The sequence below is a fragment of the Streptomyces sp. TAA040 genome (genome assembly GCF_000424845.1).
Genome location: NZ_AUKR01000011.1, coordinates 1 through 16,989, shown reverse-complemented (window position 1 = coordinate 16,989; position 16,989 = coordinate 1). Strand labels below are relative to the sequence as shown.

The following is a 16,989-nucleotide window of genomic DNA, read 5'->3' as shown; positions in this document are numbered from 1 at the left end:
GCCGCCGCCCGCACCCGCCGCCTCACGCGTCCCCGGCCCCCGGGCCGGTCACCGGCCCGAGGACCGGGACTTTGTCCGGGGCGGTGGCGGTACCGCCACCGGGAAACCGCACGGAGCGGACGGTGCGGTGCGCTGCGGCCCGGTCCGCCGGGTCCGCGGCGGGCACGCCCAGCAGGGTGAAGGCGAGGGCGAAGGTGCGGTCCGGGTGGGCGAAGGCCGTCATCGAACCCGTCCGCTCGTCCTGGCTGAGCGGGCCGGTACGGCCCTCGGCGCCGCTCCGGGCGCTGATCGGGCGCGGCTCGCCGAGTTCCCCGTCGGAGAGCCGGGCGACCCGGACGAGGCCCGGCCACAGGTCCTCGGCGGTGTGCTCGCCGTAGGCCTCCCCGGCGAAGGGGACGTAGCTGACGCGCAGTTCCACGCCGGGCCGGCTGAGCAGGTAGCCGCGTACCGGGTCGGCGGCAGTACGGGTGAGCTGCCAACCCGGTCCGCTGGGGGTGAAGGTCGCTCCGGGGTCGCCGTGCGCGGCCCCGGAGCCGAGGCCGATCGGGTGATCCGGCCGGACGCCGACCCGGTCCGGAAACGGGGTGGCCGCCAGCGACCAGCCGCCGGTCAGCAGCACGATCACGGCGAGGGCCGCCAGCAGGGGCCGCCAGGAGGCCGCGGGCGCGAGCGGCCCCGGGCGGGTGTTCGCACCGGTCATCCCCCGACTCTGCCGCACGGCGACGGGGCACGCCACCGCCGGGCACCGCGCCGTGAGGCGGCCTCCCGCGCGGCCGTCGGCCGATGCCGCGGCCTCCGGACCGTGAGCTGTGCCCGACCGGTACGCGGCCGGGCACGGCTCACGGCCGGGACAGGGCGTGGTCCGCCCGGCCGGACGCCCGCCGGTCAGCGCTCGGTGAGCAGACCGGCCCGCAATGCGTCCAGCGTGCGGCTGAGCAGCCGGGAGATGTGCATCTGCGACAGCCCCAGCTCGGCGCCGATCTGGGACTGCGTCATCTCCGCCCCGAAGCGCATCTCCAGGATCTGCTGCTCGCGCTCGTCGAGCCGGGCGATCAGCGGCTGGAGTGCGTGCAGGTTCTCCACACACTCCAGGGCCGGGTCCATCTCGCCCAGCCGGTCGGCGACCGTCGGACCGGCACCGGTGTCGCCGCCCTCCTCGGGGGAGGCGTCCAGCGAACCCGCGGTGTAGCCGTTGCTGGCCACGAGACCCTCGATGATCTCGTCCTGATCGAGATCGAGCCGCTCGGCCAGCTCGGCGGTGGTCGGCGAGCGACCGAGGCGCTGCGACATGTCGTCCTGCGCCTTGGCGAGGTCGATGCGCAGCTCCTGGAGCCGGCGGGGCACGCGCACCGACCAGCTCGTGTCGCGGAAGAACCGCTTGATCTCCCCCAGGATGTACGGAACGGCGAAGGTGGTGAACTCCACCTCGCGCTCCGGGTCGAACCGGTCGATCGCCTTGATCAGGCCGATCGTGCCGACCTGGACCACGTCCTCCATGTCGCCGGCGCGGTTGCGGAACTTGCGCGCCGCGTAGCGCACCAGCGTGAGGTTGATCTCGATCAGCGTGTTGCGGGCGTAGGCGTACTCGGCGGTGCCCTCCTCCAGGGTCTGGAGTCTGCGCAGGAATATGCGGGACATCTCCCGGGCGTCCTGCGGCGCCACGCTCTGCGTCTCTTCGACCACCGGCAGGCCTGCGACGTGGGTTTCCGCCGACTCCACTTCCGCGTGCGTTGAGCGCAGGCTGCTGGATTCGGTGATGTTCACGAAGCCCTCCCTGGACCGTTGTCGGACGGCAACCGCATACCCGCGATTGATGTGACTAACCCGATGCTCCTCCCCCGTCGGGTCGGCCGTTCCTCCGGGGGGTCGTTCGCACTCGCGCAACCGCCCACTCGAACAGTCGTCCCATCTGCGGAAGAACCCTTCGGCGCTGTGCCGGAACGCGGAGAACGGGGGCGTCGGACCGGGATCGGGACGGTGCGACCGGGAAGCAGGGGAGGCGATGCCGAACAGGAGGTGCGTACCGTGCGATACCGGCCATCCGGTACTAGGGTCGGTCCGAAACGGGCCCGTCGTCCGCGAGGACCGGGCGACGGCCGAGCGACGGCGCGCGGGTGGCGGGAGAAGGGTGGTGACGGCGGCCGGAATCGGACGGTTCGGGTCCCGGCAGGGTCGAAAGGATGTTTCACAACACCTTTCCCGGGGGCATGGAAATGTCTTGTGTGCCCCGAGGGGTGTCGAGTGTCGCGGTCCGTAGACCAGGAGGATTGGGCATGGAAACGGTACTTACCGGCGCGGCGCCGTCCGGCGACGTGCTGTCGGAGGCGGACGCCGAGCGCCACGTCGGCGGCGTCTGCTTCAAGACCGGCCCGCCGACCAGGGTCGGTGTGGAGCTGGAATGGCTGGTGCACGACCGCAGCGACCCACTGCGGTGCGTGCCCCTGAACCGGCTCGACGCCTCGCTCGCCGTCTACCGCGCCGGGGACGACCTGCTCCCCGGTGGCAGCAGACTCACCCGGGAGCCCGGCGGCCAGCTCGAACTCAGTTCGCCACCGGGCGACTCGCTCCACGACTGCCTGACCACGACCGCCACCGACCTCGCCGCTCTGCGCGGCACACTCGACGCCACGGGGGTCGTCCTCCGGGGACACGGGCTCGACCCGTACCGCACCCCGCCGCGGGTGCTCGACGATCCCCGCTACCGCGCCATGGAGGCGCACTTCGACCGCTTCGGCCCCTGGGGCCGGACGATGATGCGGGCCACCGCCGCTGTGCAGGTCAGCCTGGACGCCGGGGACGACTCCGAAGGGCCCACGGGCTACCGGCAGCGCTGGCGACTCGCCCACCGGCTCGGCCCGGTCCTCGTCGCCGCCTTCGCCAACTCGCCCCTGCGGAGGGGCAGGCCCACCGGCTGGGCTTCCACCCGGCAGCGCGTCTGGGCCGGGACGGACCCCGGCCGCACCCGGCCGCCCGCCCTGGACGGTGCGCCCCGCGCCGCTTGGGCCCGGTACGCGCTGGACGCCCCGCTGCTCTGCCTGCGCCGACGCCCCGACGGCCCCGGGCGGCCCGACTGGACGGCGCCCACCGGCCTCTCCTTCCGCGCCTGGCTGCGGGGCGGCCACTCCGAACGGCCGCCCACACTGGCCGACCTGGAGTACCACCTCAGCACCCTGTTCCCCCCGGTGAGGCCGCGCGGCTGGCTGGAGTTGCGCATGATCGACGCGCAACCGGGCGACGGCTGGATCGCGGCCACCGCGATCACCGCGACCTTGCTCGACGATCCGGCCGCCGCCGAGGCGGTCCGGGTGGCGACCATCCCGCTCGACGGGCCCGGCAGCTGGCTGCGCGCCGCGCGGAACGGTCCCGCCGACCCGCTGCTCGGCCCCGCGGTCCGCGACTGCGTCGCCGCCGCGGAAGCGGCACTCGCCCGCAGCGCACCGGGAAGCGTGGCGCACCGCGCCGTCGTCGCCTTTGCCGAGCGCTACTCGGAGCGGGGCCGGTGCCCCGCGGACGACCAACTAGGAGCACCGTGATGCCCGTGCGGCGAACGTCCGGATTCGACCGAGCCGGTGGGCCCGTCGGGCCCACCGGGAACGACACCCCACCCGGCTCCGGGCTCGTGGAGCGGCCCGGACCGGGAGCGGCGCGTGGTGCGCGCAGCCACGAGGAGCGGTCCCGGGAGGTGCTGGAGCGTGCCCGGGAGCGCACCCTGGAACTCACCGACTGCCTGCCCGACGCGGAACTGACGGCACAGCACTCGCCGTTGATGTCGCCCCTGGTCTGGGACCTGGCGCACGTCGGCAACCAGGAGGAGATCTGGCTGGTGCGCGAGGCCGGCGACGGCCCCGCGATCCGTCCCGACCTCGACGCCGTCTACGACGCGTTCCGCACAGCCCGAGCCGACCGCCCCGGACTGCCGATGCTGGCCCCGGACCAGGCACGCCGGTACATCGCCGAGGTCCGCACCCGGTCGCTGGACGTACTGGCGACGGCGCCGCCCGCCGACGCGCCGCTGCTCCGGGACGGCTTCGTCTTCGGCATGGTGGCGCAGCACGAGCAGCAGCACGCCGAGACGATGCTCGCCACCCACCAACTGCGGCGCGGCGAGCCGGTGCTGCCCGATCCGGAGCCGCCGTCCGCGACCGGACCACCACTGCCGCCCGAAGTCCTCGTACCGGGCGGGCCGTTCACGATGGGCACGGACGAGGAGACCTGGGCACTGGACAACGAGCGTCCCGCCCACCGGGTGGAGGTGCCCGCCTTCCACCTGGACAGCGCCCCGGTGAGCTGCGGCGCGTACCAGGAGTTCATGGTCGACGGCGGATACCGCGACCCCCGCTGGTGGCACCCGGCGGGGTGGGCGCACGTCCGGCGTACGGGCATCACCGCGCCGCTGTTCTGGCGGCCCGACGGCAGCGGCGGCTGGTCGAGGCGGCGCTTCGGGCGTCAGGAGCCGGTGCCGCCGGACCAGCCGGTCATGCACGTCTCCTGGTACGAGGCGGACGCCTACGCACGCTGGGCGGGACGGCGGCTGCCCACGGAAGCGGAATGGGAGAAGGCCGCCCGCCACGACCCGGCGACCGGCACCGGCCACCGCTTCCCGTGGGGCGACGCGGAACCGCGGTCCGAGCACGCCAACCTGGGACAGCGGCACCTGCGGCCCGACCCGATCGGCGGCCGTCCGGCAGGCCGCGCGCCGTGCGGCGCGGGCCAGCTCCTCGGCGACGTGTGGGAGTGGACGGCCTCGGACTTCACCCCCTACCCGGGTTTCCGCGCCTTCCCGTACGCCGAGTACTCCGAGGTCTTCTTCGGCACCGAGGCCGACGACGGGGCCTCCGCCCACAAGGTGCTGCGCGGCGGCTCCTTCGGCACGGACGCGGTGGCCTGCCGGTCGACCTTCCGCAACTGGGACTTCCCCGTGCGCCGGCAGATCTTCGCCGGTTTCCGCACCTGCCGGACCGCGGAGGACGGCTGATGTGCCGGCACCTGGCCTACCTCGGCCCACCGGTCCGCCTCGCGGACGTCGTCACACGCCCGCCCGGCGGCCTGCTGGAGCAGTCCTGGGCCCCGCGCCGCCAGCGGTACGGCACCGTCAACGCGGACGGTTTCGGGATCGGCTGGTACCCCGCACCGGCACCCGCGCCCCCGCCCGGCGGAGGCGCGGACGAGGGGGCGGACGCCGGGCCCCCGGGCGGGTGCGCCGGGTCTCCGGGGGGCGGGAGCGCGGTAGGCGGGAGTGCGGACGGCGACGGGCGCCCGGCCCGGTACCGCCGTGCCGTCCCGATCTGGGCGGACGCCAATCTCCCCGACCTCGCCCGGACGATTCGCAGCGGTGCCGTGCTGGCCGCCGTCCGGGACGCCACCCCGGGCACCAGCCAGGACGAGGGAGCGGCAGCCCCCTTCGCCGCGGACGACTGGCTGTTCAGCCACAACGGCGCCGTGCCGGACTGGACCCGGCTCCCGGACGAGCTGGAACCGACGCTGACGACGGGGGAGGCGCTCGCCCTCGACGCGCGCTGCGACTCCGCCCTGCTCTGGGCGGTGGTGCTGCGGCGGCTGCGTGCGGGGGAGCCCGCCGAGGACGTACTCGCGGACGTCACCCGCACGGTGGCGGCCGTCCGCCCGGGCGCCCGGCTCAACCTGCTGCTGACCGACGGCCGGTGCATCGTCGCCACGCGCAGCGGCGACACTCTGTGGTACCGCCGGACGGCGGGTGACGCCGTGCTCGTCGCCTCCGAACCGGACACCTCCGGCTCGGAGGCGGCGGATGCCGAAATGCCTGACCCCGGCTCCTCCGTCCCGGGCCACCACCCCGCCCCGGGCCACCACCCCGCCCCAAAACCCGCCGACCCGGCGGAATCCGCCGCACCCGCGGAGTCGGGAGGTTGGCAGGAGGTCCCCGAGGGGTCGCTGCTGCTGGCGACCCGCACCGCCGTCCGCATCACCGCACTGGCCCCCGTTCGCCACGCCGAGAGGACCAGCACCCATGACCAGCCGCTTCACCCTCGCCCACCGCTTGCCGCCAGGACACTTCGCTGACGCGCTGCGCACGGACGCCCTCAAGGGACTCACCTCGGCGCCCAAGACGCTGCCGCCGAAGTGGTTCTACGACGCCCGCGGCAGCGCCCTGTTCGAGCGGATCACCGAGCTGCCCGAGTACTACCCCACCCGTGCCGAGCACCGGATTCTCCGGCGGCGGGCGGACGCGGTGGCCGCGGCGGCCGGACCGGTACGGACCCTGGTCGAACTGGGGTCCGGCTCCTCCCGCAAGACCCGGCTGCTGCTCGACGCCCTCACCCGGGAGGGGCAGCTCACCCGGTACGCGCCCCTCGACGTCAGTGAAGACGCCCTCGCGGAGGCAGGCGAGGCGCTCTGCCGCGACTACCCCGCGCTCGACGTCACCGCCGTCGTCACCGACTACGAGAGCGACCTCACGCTGCCCCGGACCGGGCCCGCGCTGGTGGCGTTCCTGGGCGGCACGCTCGGCAACCTCGACGGGGACGCCCGGCGCGCCTTCTACGGGGCGCTGCGGCCGCAACTGGGTTCCGGTGACTCCCTGCTGATGGGGGTGGATCTCGTCAAACCGGCCTCGGTGCTCGTCCCGGCCTACGACGACGGGGCCGGGGTCACCGCGGAGTTCAACAGGAACGTGCTGCGGGTGCTCAACCGCGAACTCGCGGCCGGATTCCGTCCGGAGGGATTCGACCACGTGGCGCTCTGGAACGCCGCCGCCTCCCGGGTCGAGATGCGGCTCCGCTCGCGCCGGGCGCAGTCCGTCCCACTGGCCGCACTCGACCTGAGCGTGGACTTCGAGGAGGGCGAGGAACTGCGCACCGAGATTTCGGTGAAGTTCCGCCGGGACCCCTTGGCGGCGGAGCTGTCCTCGGCGGGGTTCCGGGTCCGTCACTGGTGGACGGATGAGGCGGACGCGTTCGCCCTGCTGCTCGCCGTGCCCGACTGAGCCCGCGCGGGTGGCCGCTTCGGGTCGGTGGCACCGGGGCCCTCGCGGCCGGACGAGGGAGCGGCCGCCCGGCCCCTGGTGAGTGGGAGGCCGGGGCCGGGCGGTGAAGGGAAGGGGGCCGGCCGGGTCCTGGTGCCGGGCGGGACGACCACCAGGACCCGGGTCGACCCGCCCCGCAGTGTTCCCACGCCGAGCAGCCCGGTAGTCCGTACCACGCAAGGCCGGGGCGACCGGTTCACCGCTCCCCGAACCGGGCCGCCCGCTTCCCGGCCGGCCCTGCTGTCCGCGGCCTGCTGCCCGTTCCTGCCGCCTGCGCGAAGCTCCCGTTCTGCCGGGAGGCCGCCGACCCGTCATTCGACGCTCCGGCACCCGCGCCCCGGCGCCCGTCCGTTCTCCCGACGGGACGCCGGTACGGCCCCGTACGGGCCGCCCCCTCCTCGCTCTCTCCCCGCGCCGCGTCGCTCGAATGGCGCAACTGGAAAGGACATGGCGGACATGAGTACCCAGGCTGGAGTGACGAGGTACACCCGGGTCGGGGAGCGGGTGCCCGGCCGGCGAGCGCGGGTGCTCCGTAGGTAGGAGGTGCCGCATGCCGAAGGTGCAGGTGTACGTGTCCGTGCCGCTGCCCGTCGACGAGGTGTTCTGGTTCCTCGCCGACGGCGCGAACCTCGCGCGATGGCACTCCGGCGTGATGGCGATCCGGCCGGACGAGCCGGGCGGTCCGATCTGGGGCGAGGGCTGCACCTTTCAGTACCGCTTCCCCGGCCGTCGCCGGGACTGCCGCCTCGCCTGCTGCGCCTACGAGTCGGGGACCCGGGTCGGATTCCTCGGTCAGCGGATGTGGACCCCGCTGGGCACCCAGTCCCCCCGCTACGACTTCCGGGTCTGGCCGCAGGGCTCCGGCTGCCGGGTCGGTGTGCAGGTGACCTGCCGGCTGACCGGCGGGCTGCTGGCGCTCTGGCCCGTGGTGGCGATGGGCTGGCGGCGCGACCTGCCCGAGGACGTGCAGCGGATGCACGAGGTGCTGACCGGCACCGAGGAACCGGCGGAGATCGCCTTCGCCCCCGGTCTCGACAGCCCGGGAGGGGTTGCCACGCGGCCGCGCCGCCTGCCGCGGCGGTTGCGCCAGTCCGTCCTGAACGGCTGACCGCCGGCGCCTCCCGCGGGCTGCCCTGCACGCCCTGCCCCCGGCCCCGCGCCCCGGCCCGGGGCGCGGGGCCGGGGCGCGGGGCCGGGGCGCGGGGCCGGGGCGCGGGGCCGGGGCCGAACGGCCCTCTCGGCCGGCGCCGTTCGGGCCGGACGGGAGCCGGTCGGCCACTGCCGGGCCAGGGACGGCCGCAGGAGAGTGGCGGTGAAGGAAGTTCAGTCGGTGCGACCCGCCGGGGTTGCCGAGGGAAGGAACCTCTGATGCTGCTTCACCGGAAGAACACCGAGCACCGCCGTCCGGCCGCCCCCGCCACCGTGCCCTCGCCAGCGGCCGGCTCCGACCGGGCCACCGCCTCCGCTTCTTCCCCGGCGCCCGCCCGCACCCGTGCGGCGGACGAAGGCGTCGGTCGCGGGCACGTAGGGCGGCTGCTCGCGGTGCTGCGGATCGCGATGGGCGTCACCTTCCTGTGGGCCTTCGGGGACAAGGCGTTCGGCTGGGGCTACGCCACCCCCTCGGAGGGTTCCTGGAGCAACGGGGGGTCGCCCACCGAGGGCTATCTGAGCGGGGTCGCCGCCGGGCCGCTGGAGTCGGTCTTCCACGACCTCGCCGGGGTCGGCTGGGTGAACTGGCTCTTCATGCTCGGACTGCTCGGTGTCGGGGCCGCGCTGCTCGCCGGCATCGCTCTGCGTCTCGCGGCCGCCGGGGGCTCGCTGATGATGGCGCTGATGTGGGCCGCGGAGTGGCCGCTCGCCAGGACTCTCTCCGACGGGTCGCCGAGCATGTCGACCAACCCGCTGGTCGAGTACCACGTGATCTACGCCCTGGTGCTGGTGCTGCTCGCCGCCGCCGCCGGGACCACCTGGGGACTCGGCCGTCGCTGGGCCGCCCTGCCCCTGGTCCGCGACCACCGGTGGCTCCGGTAGTGCCCCCGGCCTCCCGGCCCCGGACGCCGAACGCCCGACCCCGGACCCCAGGCCCCGGCGCCCGCGCCCCCGCCCGGGGTGCGGGCGTCAGGCGTCGGGCAGCGGCACCCGCCACCGCAGGCGGGTTCCGCTGCCCGACGACGGGTCGGCGGGGGACAGGGTCAGCGAGCCGCCGTGCTCCTCGGCCCGCGCCCGCATGTTGGCCAGTCCCCCGCAGTGCGCCGTCCGGCCGGCCGGGTCGTGGTCCCCGGACCCGACGCCCACCCCGTCGTCGGTGACGGTCAGGGTGAGGTCCTCGGCCACCGTGAGTGCCACCTCGACCTGGTGGGCCGCCGCGTGCCGGGTGGCGTTGCTGAGCGCCTCGGCGAGTACCGCCAGCACCTGGCCGGCGAGCTCGCCGGGGACGTCGGTGTCCACCCGGCCCTCCATGGTGAGTGCCGGGGCGAACCCGAGGGTGCGGGCCGCGCCCTCCACCGTCCGGGTCATCCGGTGCCGCAGGCCCTCCTCACAGGCGTTCTCCGTGCCGGTGGAGCGGAGCGCGAAGATCGTGGAACGGATGATCTTGATGGTCTCGTCCAGGTCGTCGACCGCCCGGCCCACACGTTCGGCGGCCTCCGGCCGCTCGATGAGCCGTTCGGCGCTCTGCAGCGTCATCCCGGTCGCGAACAGCCGCTGGATAGCGAGGTCGTGCAGGTCGCGGGCGATCCGGTCGCGGTCCTGGAGCAGCGCGATCTGCTCCGACTCGGCCCGGTGCCGGGCCAGTTCCAGGGCCAGCGCGGCCTGGCCGGCGAACACCGACAGCAGCTCCACCTCGGACTCGTCGAACGGGGGACGGCCGGCCAACCGGGCCAGCCGCAACGCGCCCGGAGCCTGCTCCAGCGGGGAGAGCAGCGCCACCGCCACGGTCGGCCCGTGCGGCTCGGACAGCCCCGGGAACGCGTATCCCGTCTCGTCCGAACCGATGTCCGGGGTGGCGGTCGCCCGCCCCGTGCGGGCGGCGACACCGGCCAGGGTGTCGTCCACCGGGACGGACCGCCCGGTGAGGCGGTCGGCCTCCAGACCCTCGGCCACCGAGACCCGCAGCTCGCCCGGCTCGTCCGGCAGCAGCACGCAGGCCGAGTCGGCCTGCGCGACCTGGAGCGCGTGCTGCGCGATGAGGCTGAGCACCTGCTCGGCCGTCGCTCCGGACAGCAGCGTGCGCGTGATCTCCCCGCTGGCCTCCAGCCACTGCTCGCGCCGCCTGCTCTCGTGGTACAGCCGGGCATTGTCGATTGCCACCCCGGCGGCGACCGAGAGTGTGGCGAGGACGGCTTCGTCGTCCGAGTCGAAATCGGCACCGCCGTGTTTCTCGGTGAGGTACAGGTTGCCGAACACCTCGTCGCGCACCCGGATCGGGACGCCCAGGAAGGTGCGCATCGGCGGGTGGTTCGCGGGGAAGCCGTGGCTGGCCGGGTGCTCCCGGAGATCGGACAGCCGCAGCGGCTGCGGGTTCCGGATCAGCTCGCCGAGGATCCCGTGGCCGGAGGGGAGCGGTCCGATCCGCTCCGCCGACTCCTCCGCTATCCCGACGGTGAGAAACTGCGACAGCCGCTGCCGCTCGCCGATGACGCCGAGCGCGCCGTACTCCGCGTCGGTGAGGGCGACGGCGGCCTCCACGATCCTGCGCAGCACCTGGGCGAGGTCCAGCTCCCGGCCGACGCTCAGCACCGCCTCCAGCAGGCTGTACATCCGGTCCTGGGTGACACGGGCCGCGTCCAACCGGGTCTGGAGCTCCTCCAGCAGTTGGTCGAGGCGGAGTTGGGGCACGGCGAGGGGCCCCAGGGGCCCGGACCGGTCGACAGAATCCGTCATATGACCTCCAGGGTAGCCCCCGCGGTCAGCAGACTAGAGGAACCACCGCCACCGGGCAGTGTGATCGGTGCAGGAGGATGTGGTGCAGCGGGGCGAGGCGCCCACCCGCCCGCGCACCTGCGCGCTTCTCCCGTTGTGCCAGGCCCACGACCAGCAGGTCAGCACCGTGAGAAGCCTCCAGCAGCGCGCTTCGCGGCGCCCGTTCGGGTGCCCGTCGGGTCACCGGCACCCGGGGGTGCCCCGACGCCCCGTCGGCCAGCGCGCGCTCCAGCGGACTCTGCTCCCCGCGCGGATGCCGGGAGCAGGTAGGAGCGCTGCACACCGAGCCGGACCGTCCCGGACCCACGGCCCGCACCGCCACGAGTTCGGCGCCCCGCCGTGCGGCCTCGGTGAAGGCGAACTCTGTCACCTCCCCGCAGGGTTCGTCGGCCGGGACGCCGAGCACGACGCGCGGGTCGCGGCTGTACGGCGCACTCACCCGTCGCCGCATCACCACGACCGGGCACCGTGCACGGGCCGCCACCCCCGAGCCGACCGAGCCGAGGAGCAAAGAGGCAGGCACTCCGCGTCCCCGCGAGCCGACGACCAGCAGCGAGGCGTTCCGGGATGCGTGCAGCAGACCGCTCACGGGCGGGTCCGCCAGGAGACCGGTCGCCACCCGCACCGCGGGGGCCCGCTCCCGAGCCCGCTCGGCGGCCGTCGACAGCATGCCGGCTTTGCGCCGCGTCTCCTGCGGCGATTCGTACCCGCTGCGCCGTTCCCACAGGAAGGCGTGCGTGATGAGCAGCGGCAGACCCCGGTTCGCCGCCCAGGCGGCGGCCCAGTCCACCGCGTCGAGTGCCGATAACGTTCCGTCGACCCCCACGACGACGGGGCCGGGACCGGGTTGTCCGCCGCCCGTCCGCGGCAGGTGCGTCGAACCCTCCGGTCCACTGCTGTCCACCGGCTCGGCGGTGCTCACAGTCATACCCCCTCACGCGGCGCGGGGACCTCCCGCGCCGTCCGCAGCCTGTCGCGTGCGGCCCCGCCCGGACAGAGGCGGACCGGTACCCCACAGGGGCCGTTCGGCCCCATGCGGAGACTCGGTCGATGTCGCAGTGTGGAGCGAGGAGGGCACGGACGGTGGCACTCGTGGGGAGTGGTCGGGTCCGTGCTGGTGGCACATGTCGGGGGCCGCCCGGGTGCCGACAGCCCCGGGAGCGGACGCCCGGTGTGTGCCTCCGCTTCCCCGCGGGTCCGGTCCGCGGGGAAGCCACCTCCGGGTCCGCCGCCGATGTCTTGGCCCGGGCCCCTTCCTCCTTCCCCGTCGGGCCCGCCCTCCGCGGTCCCCGCCCGTGCACCCCCGGACCGCCTCCCCCGATGCCGCGGCCGCATCGCCCCTGCCGGCAGCGTCCGGCAGGGTCCCTCAGGGGATCGGACCGGGGGCCGTACGGCCCCCAGGACCGGGGCCGTTGCGCCGGTGAACGGGACCGAACGGCCCCTGCCGGGCCCCGCCGGTCCGCGCGATCCTCGACGTGTCAGGAGCGACCGGTCCGACCGGGCGGCGTGCGGGTACCCGACCGCCCTTCGCGCCGCGCCGACCCCCCCCACCGAGGAGGCCCCGATGACCGCAGCGGACGACCACGCCGCATCGCCGCCCCGAGTCGTCGTCGGGTACGACAACTCCGAGCCGTCCGAGCGCGCGCTGGACCGGGCGGCCGACGAGGCCGCACTGCGCGGCGCCGCGCTGGAGATCCTCTGCGGCTGGCCCTGGGAGCTGCTCCCGCCGGCTTCGGAGACCGACCGCAGCACGCTCTTCCAGCGGTCCAGGCGCTTGGTCGACCGCGCCGCCGACCGGGCCGGGGAGCGGCACCCCGGGCTCTCGGTGATCCCCTCGATGACCTCGGAGGCCGCCGCCGACGCGCTGGTCAGGTGTGGCAGGTCCGCCGCACTGACCGTGGTCGGCACCCGCGGGCACGGCGGCTTCGCCGGGCTGCTGCTCGGCTCCGTCAGCCTCCGGGTCGCCGCCCTCACCCGCAGCCCGCTGCTGGTGGTGCGCGGCCCGGTCGGCCACGTCCGGGGACAGGTGCTGCTCGGGGTGGAGTCCGACGCGGACACCGAGGCCGTGAGCTTCGCCTTCGAGGAGGCACAGCGGCGCGGCGCGGAACTGCGGGTGCTGCACGCCTGGGAGTTCTCGCCGGACCCGGACGACGTACAGCGGACCGCGGCGGCCGAGTCGCTGTCCCGGTTCGCGGTGTCCGCGCTCCGGGAGAAGTACCCCGAGGTGGCGGTGCGTACCGACTCCGAGCAGGGCCCGGCCGGCCGGGTGCTGGTACGGGCGTCCGCCGAGGCGGACCTCGTGGTACTCGCGGTGCACCGGCGCAAGCACCGGATCGGCATGCAGTTGGGGCCGGTCACTCACACCGTGCTGCACCACGCCGACTGCCCGGTCGTCCTGGTGCCGGGCGACCACTGACGGCCCGGCCCCGACCCGCGGCTCCGCACCGGGCCGCGGACCCCACCGCCCCGCACTTCCGGGAGGAACGATGAAGCACCGACTGCTGAACAGCGTCATGACCCGTGAGGTCGTCACGGTCCGCCCGGAGGTACCGGTCAAGGAGGCGGCCGCGCTGCTGGCGCGGCACCGGATCAGCGGTCTCGTGGTGGTGGACGGCGAGGAACGGGTGCAGGGCGTGCTGTCGCTGACCGACCTGACCCTGCGGCAGGCCGCGGCCGGCGGCGAACCGCCGCCCTGGTACCGCAGGATCGCCCCGGGCTCCCGGCGTGAACGCACCGCCCGGCGCAAGGCCGCGGCCCGCACGGCGGGCGAGCTGATGTCCGCCCCCGCGGTCACCGCCACCGCCCGGCAGAACGTGGTGGACGCCGCCCGGTCCATGGCGGCGCACCGGGTCGAGCGGCTGCCGGTGATCGACGAGGAGGACCGGCTGGCCGGCATCGTCACTCGCAGTGACCTGCTCGGGGTGTTCCTCCGCCCGGACCACGAGATCCGCGAGGAGATCATCCATGAGGTGCTGGTGCATGCTCTGTGGCTACCGCCGCAGTATCTGCGGGTGCAGGTCCGGGAGGGCGCCGTCACCCTGCGCGGTCGCCTCCCACGCCGGAGCGAGATCCCGATCGCCGTACGGCTTACCGCCCGGGTGGACGGTGTCGCGTCCGTGGCGGAGGACCTCGGCTACGAGGAGGACGACTCCCACCTCCAGCCTTCCGACCGGGCGCTGCACGGCATTACCGAGGAATGGATCAGGAAGCTGTGAGCCCGCGGGACGGGCGGAGCGAGGAGGGACGGGTCATGCGCACCATGCACGGTTTCCACGGGGTGCTCCCGAAGAAGTACCGTGAACAACTCCGCGCGCTGGGCCGCGACGTCGCCTTCCCGGTCGGCACCAGGATCTTCGGGGAAGGGGCGCGGGCGGACCGGTTCTGGATTCTGCACACCGGCTCGGTGTCGCTGGACATGCACGTACCGGGCCGCCGGAGGGTCGTTGTCGAGACGCTCGGGCACGGCGAACTGCTCGGCTGGTCCTGGATGTTCCCGCCGTACGCCTGGCACCTGGGGGCCGAGGCGGTGAGCCCGGTGCGGGCCCGGGAGTACGACGCGAAGGCCATCCGGGAGCTGTGCGAGCGGGAGCCGGAGCTGGGCCGGGCGGTGACGCTCGCCGTCGCCGAAGTGGTCGCCCACCGGCTCCAGCAGTCCCGTACCCGGCTGCTCGACACCTACGGCCCCTTCGCACCCGCCAGGGGCGTGCAGTGAGCGCCGCTCCGGAGGGCGCCGGCCCGCGCACCGTCGCGGACGTGATGACCCGCGCGGTCGTCGGCATCGGCGCGGAGGCGGCCTTCAAGGAGATCGTCCGCACCCTGAGGGAGCGTCGGATCAGCGCTCTGCCGGTGCTGTCCGCCGAGGGCCGGGTGGTCGGTGTGGTGTCCGAGAGGGACCTGCTCGCCAAGGAGGAGTTCCACGACCGCGTCCCGCCCTCCCGCGTCGACTGGCTGCGGGAGCCGTCGGACGCGCTCAAGGCCGCGGGAGTCACCGCCGGTGAGCTGATGACGGCACCCGCGGTCACCGTCCGTGCCGGCGCCCCGATCCCGCTCGCGGCCCGCAGCATGGCCGTCCACGGCGTCAAGCGGCTGCCGGTGACGGACGAGGAGGGCCTGCTGGTGGGAGTGGTGAGCCGCTCCGACCTGCTGAAGGTGTTCCTGCGGCCGGACGTGGAGCTGGCACGGGAGGTGCGGGAGGAGGTCGTGGCACACCTCTTCCCCGGTCCCGGTGTCACCGTCGACGTGCGGCAGGGTGTGGTCGTCCTGGCCGGCGAGGTCCCGGACACCTCGCTGATCCCGGCCGCGGTGCGGTTGGCCCGTGCCGTCGAGGGTGTGGTGGACGTCGACCCGCGCCTCCACGGCCCGAGCCGCCGCCCCTCCGCCGACTGAGCACCCCGGCGGCGCGCGGCCCGCCCCCGCGGGACGCCCGTGGGGCCGCGGGGCGTGGAGGGGGCGGCAGGGCCGTTCGGCCCCTGGCATCTGTCCGGAGGCGGAGCGATCATGGAACCATGAACGCTTCCGTTCCGGCCGCGCCCATCAAGGTCTTCCTGCTCGACGACCACGAGGTCGTGCGCCGGGGACTCTCCGACCTGCTGGAGAGCGAACCGGACCTCACGGTGGTCGGCGAGGCGGGCAGCGCGCGCGAGGCGCTCGTGAGGGCGCCCGCGCTCCGTCCGGATGTCGCGGTCCTCGACGTGCGCCTGGGCGCGTCCGGGGACGGCGGCGACCAGGAGGGGATCGAGGTCTGCCGGGAGCTGCGGGCCCGGATGCCCGAGCTCGCCTGCCTGATGCTCACCTCGTTCGACGACGACGAAGCCCTCTTCGACGCCATCATGGCCGGTGCCGCCGGATACGTGCTGAAACAGATCAAGGGGTCCGACCTGGTCTCCGCGATCCGGACGGTGGCGGCGGGACAGTCGATGCTGGACCCCGGCGCCACGTCCCGGGTGATGGCCCGGCTGCGCGGTCCGGCCGTGTCCCGCACCCCGCCGGAGCTGGCCGGACTCTCGCCCCGGGAGCGCGAGATCCTGGAACTGATCGGTGGGGGGCTCACCAACCGGCAGATCGCCGAGCGGCTGTTCCTCGCGGAGAAGACGGTGAAGAACCGCATCTCCTCGCTGCTGGGCAAGCTCGGGGTCGGCCGCCGGGTGCAGGCCGCGGTGATCGCCGAGCGCCTCCGCGAGCGCAGCCCGGAGGCCTGACCGGGGCCCGACCGGACGGGCACGGACGCGTGAGGGCCGTACGCGTTCGGACCGCCCGCACGCACGCGTGGGCCCGGGGCCGCAGGCCCCGGCCCACGGCAGGCGCGGGTGTGCTCAGCTTCCGACCGCGGCGGCGCTGTCGCCGGTGGTGACGCGGACGTAGTCCACGACGAGTTCGGCGGGGAACTCGGTCGCGGCGTCCGGGTCGCCGGGCCAGTCGCCGCCGACCGCGAGGTTCAGGATGAGGAAGAAGTCGTGGTTGAACGCCCAGGCGCCGCCGACGTCGGCGGGGGTGAGGGTGTGGTGTTCCTGGCCGTCGACGGACCAGGTGATGCGGTCGGGCGCCCAGTCGACGGCGAAGGTGTGGAAGCCGTCCGCGAAGGCCTCGCCGTTCGGCAGGGTGAAGCTTTCGCCGACGCCGCCGGCACCGGAGTAGCCGGGGCCGTGGACCGTGCCGTGCACGGTGCCGGGCTCGTGGCCGACGTTCTCCATGATGTCGATCTCACCGCTGTTCGGCCAGCCCACGTCGCCGAAGTTGTTGCCGAGCATCCAGAAGGCGGGCCACAGGCCCCGGCCCTGGGTCGTCTTCATCCGGGTCTCGACGTGGCCGTACTGGGCGGCGAACTTGCCCGAAGTGTTCAGCCGGGCCGAGGTGTAGTCGCAGGTGCCGTACCAGCACTGGTAGTTGGCCGGGTTCTCCTGGCGGGCGGTGATGACGAGGTTGCCGTTGCCGTCGAGGGCGGCGTTGTCGTTGCCGGAGGTGTAGTACTGGCGTTCGTGGTTGTGGACGTTGTCGCCGGTCTCCAGGTTCCACTTGCCGCCGTCCACGGCGGCGCCGGCGGGACCGTCGAAGTCGTCCTCGAAGACGAC

16 protein-coding genes are annotated in these 16,989 nt (G+C 74.5%); 11 read left to right on the top strand and 5 right to left on the bottom strand.

Annotation, left to right across the window (positions count from 1 at the left end):
- Nucleotides 1–22: 22 nt before the first annotated feature.
- Complete coding sequence (locus H300_RS31465) at nucleotides 23–700, bottom strand: hypothetical protein (RefSeq protein ID WP_051269946.1); 678 nt, start codon at nucleotides 698–700, stop codon at nucleotides 23–25.
- Between the two features lie 185 nt (nucleotides 701–885).
- Complete coding sequence (locus tag H300_RS0111200; protein ID WP_037979998.1) at nucleotides 886–1,764, bottom strand: RNA polymerase sigma factor SigF; 879 nt, start codon at nucleotides 1,762–1,764, stop codon at nucleotides 886–888.
- Between the two features lie 509 nt (nucleotides 1,765–2,273).
- On the opposite strand from H300_RS0111200, the gene egtA reads away from it, so the two are divergent.
- The 6 genes from egtA (at nucleotide 2,274) to H300_RS0111170 (ending at nucleotide 9,031) form a co-directional block, all read left to right on the top strand.
- Nucleotides 2,274–3,533 carry an ergothioneine biosynthesis glutamate--cysteine ligase EgtA gene (egtA, locus tag H300_RS0111195; protein ID WP_028427502.1) on the top strand — a complete coding sequence of 420 codons (1,260 nt, stop codon included), beginning with the start codon at nucleotides 2,274–2,276 and terminating at the stop codon, nucleotides 3,531–3,533.
- Entirely contained in the window at nucleotides 3,533–4,975 is a 1,443-nt protein-coding gene (gene egtB, locus H300_RS26290) for an ergothioneine biosynthesis protein EgtB (RefSeq protein WP_078515908.1), read from the top strand. Before egtA ends, egtB begins: the two co-directional genes overlap by 1 nt.
- The gene (locus H300_RS26285) at nucleotides 4,975–6,039 is read left to right on the top strand and encodes a class II glutamine amidotransferase (protein ID WP_051269945.1); all 1,065 of its coding nucleotides are present in this window, start codon (nucleotides 4,975–4,977) and stop codon (nucleotides 6,037–6,039) included. The genes egtB and H300_RS26285 overlap by 1 nt, the downstream gene beginning before the upstream one ends.
- The gene (egtD, locus tag H300_RS0111180; protein WP_051269944.1) at nucleotides 5,987–6,961 is read left to right on the top strand and encodes an L-histidine N(alpha)-methyltransferase; all 975 of its coding nucleotides are present in this window, start codon (nucleotides 5,987–5,989) and stop codon (nucleotides 6,959–6,961) included. Before H300_RS26285 ends, egtD begins: the two co-directional genes overlap by 53 nt.
- Before the next feature lie 589 nt (nucleotides 6,962–7,550).
- The gene (locus tag H300_RS0111175; protein ID WP_028427500.1) at nucleotides 7,551–8,108 is read left to right on the top strand and encodes an SRPBCC family protein; all 558 of its coding nucleotides are present in this window, start codon (nucleotides 7,551–7,553) and stop codon (nucleotides 8,106–8,108) included.
- 260 nt (nucleotides 8,109–8,368) lie between these two features.
- Nucleotides 8,369–9,031: a DoxX family membrane protein gene (locus H300_RS0111170; protein WP_028427499.1), complete on the top strand. Its 663-nt coding sequence runs from the start codon at nucleotides 8,369–8,371 to the stop codon at nucleotides 9,029–9,031.
- Between the two features lie 87 nt (nucleotides 9,032–9,118).
- Here H300_RS0111170 and H300_RS0111165 read toward each other — a convergent pair whose 3' ends face one another.
- Both H300_RS0111165 and H300_RS0111160 read right to left on the bottom strand, forming a co-directional pair.
- Nucleotides 9,119–10,882, bottom strand: coding sequence for a GAF domain-containing protein (locus H300_RS0111165; protein ID WP_028427498.1), 1,764 nt, complete (start codon nucleotides 10,880–10,882; stop codon nucleotides 9,119–9,121).
- 25 nt (nucleotides 10,883–10,907) lie between these two features.
- Complete coding sequence (locus H300_RS0111160) at nucleotides 10,908–11,849, bottom strand: universal stress protein (RefSeq protein ID WP_051269943.1); 942 nt, start codon at nucleotides 11,847–11,849, stop codon at nucleotides 10,908–10,910.
- Between the two features lie 636 nt (nucleotides 11,850–12,485).
- Between H300_RS0111160 and H300_RS0111155 the strand changes: the two genes are divergently transcribed.
- The 5 genes from H300_RS0111155 to H300_RS0111135 all read left to right on the top strand — a co-directional run bounded on the left by H300_RS0111155 (nucleotide 12,486) and on the right by H300_RS0111135 (nucleotide 16,119).
- Nucleotides 12,486–13,337: a universal stress protein gene (locus H300_RS0111155; protein WP_028427496.1), complete on the top strand. Its 852-nt coding sequence runs from the start codon at nucleotides 12,486–12,488 to the stop codon at nucleotides 13,335–13,337.
- A gap of 70 nt (nucleotides 13,338–13,407) precedes the next feature.
- Complete coding sequence (locus tag H300_RS0111150) at nucleotides 13,408–14,136, top strand: CBS domain-containing protein (protein WP_028427495.1); 729 nt, start codon at nucleotides 13,408–13,410, stop codon at nucleotides 14,134–14,136.
- A 35-nt stretch (nucleotides 14,137–14,171) separates the two neighbouring features.
- Nucleotides 14,172–14,633 (top strand): cyclic nucleotide-binding domain-containing protein, encoded by a 462-nt coding sequence (locus tag H300_RS0111145; RefSeq protein WP_051269973.1) that lies wholly within the window; start codon nucleotides 14,172–14,174, stop codon nucleotides 14,631–14,633.
- Between the two features lie 44 nt (nucleotides 14,634–14,677).
- A complete protein-coding gene (locus H300_RS26280; RefSeq protein ID WP_037980041.1) occupies nucleotides 14,678–15,307 on the top strand; it encodes a CBS domain-containing protein in 630 nt (209 codons plus the stop codon).
- Between the two features lie 119 nt (nucleotides 15,308–15,426).
- Nucleotides 15,427–16,119, top strand: a complete 693-nt coding sequence (locus tag H300_RS0111135; RefSeq protein ID WP_028427493.1) for a response regulator transcription factor — start codon at nucleotides 15,427–15,429, stop codon at nucleotides 16,117–16,119.
- Nucleotides 16,120–16,233: 114 nt separating this feature from the next.
- On the opposite strand, the gene H300_RS0111130 is transcribed toward H300_RS0111135, so the two are convergent.
- A partial coding sequence (locus H300_RS0111130; protein ID WP_028427492.1) for a glycoside hydrolase family 16 protein occupies nucleotides 16,234–16,989 on the bottom strand: 756 nt, incomplete at its 5' end.

Excerpts from the sequence above, each read along its gene's own strand:
- H300_RS31465 (WP_051269946.1), bottom strand. The coding sequence starts at position 700 with ATGACCGGTGCGAACACCCGCCCGGGGCCGCTCGCGCCCGCGGCCTCC.
- egtA (WP_028427502.1), top strand. The coding sequence starts at position 2,274 with ATGGAAACGGTACTTACCGGCGCGGCGCCGTCCGGCGACGTGCTGTCG.
- egtB (WP_078515908.1), top strand. The coding sequence starts at position 3,533 with ATGCCCGTGCGGCGAACGTCCGGATTCGACCGAGCCGGTGGGCCCGTC.
- H300_RS26285 (WP_051269945.1), top strand. The coding sequence starts at position 4,975 with ATGTGCCGGCACCTGGCCTACCTCGGCCCACCGGTCCGCCTCGCGGAC.
- egtD (WP_051269944.1), top strand. The coding sequence starts at position 5,987 with ATGACCAGCCGCTTCACCCTCGCCCACCGCTTGCCGCCAGGACACTTC.
- H300_RS0111175 (WP_028427500.1), top strand. The coding sequence starts at position 7,551 with ATGCCGAAGGTGCAGGTGTACGTGTCCGTGCCGCTGCCCGTCGACGAG.
- H300_RS0111170 (WP_028427499.1), top strand. The coding sequence starts at position 8,369 with ATGCTGCTTCACCGGAAGAACACCGAGCACCGCCGTCCGGCCGCCCCC.
- H300_RS0111165 (WP_028427498.1), bottom strand. The coding sequence starts at position 10,882 with ATGACGGATTCTGTCGACCGGTCCGGGCCCCTGGGGCCCCTCGCCGTG.
- H300_RS0111160 (WP_051269943.1), bottom strand. The coding sequence starts at position 11,849 with ATGACTGTGAGCACCGCCGAGCCGGTGGACAGCAGTGGACCGGAGGGT.
- H300_RS0111155 (WP_028427496.1), top strand. The coding sequence starts at position 12,486 with ATGACCGCAGCGGACGACCACGCCGCATCGCCGCCCCGAGTCGTCGTC.
- H300_RS0111150 (WP_028427495.1), top strand. The coding sequence starts at position 13,408 with ATGAAGCACCGACTGCTGAACAGCGTCATGACCCGTGAGGTCGTCACG.
- H300_RS0111145 (WP_051269973.1), top strand. The coding sequence starts at position 14,172 with ATGCGCACCATGCACGGTTTCCACGGGGTGCTCCCGAAGAAGTACCGT.
- H300_RS26280 (WP_037980041.1), top strand. The coding sequence starts at position 14,678 with ATGACCCGCGCGGTCGTCGGCATCGGCGCGGAGGCGGCCTTCAAGGAG.
- H300_RS0111135 (WP_028427493.1), top strand. The coding sequence starts at position 15,427 with ATGAACGCTTCCGTTCCGGCCGCGCCCATCAAGGTCTTCCTGCTCGAC.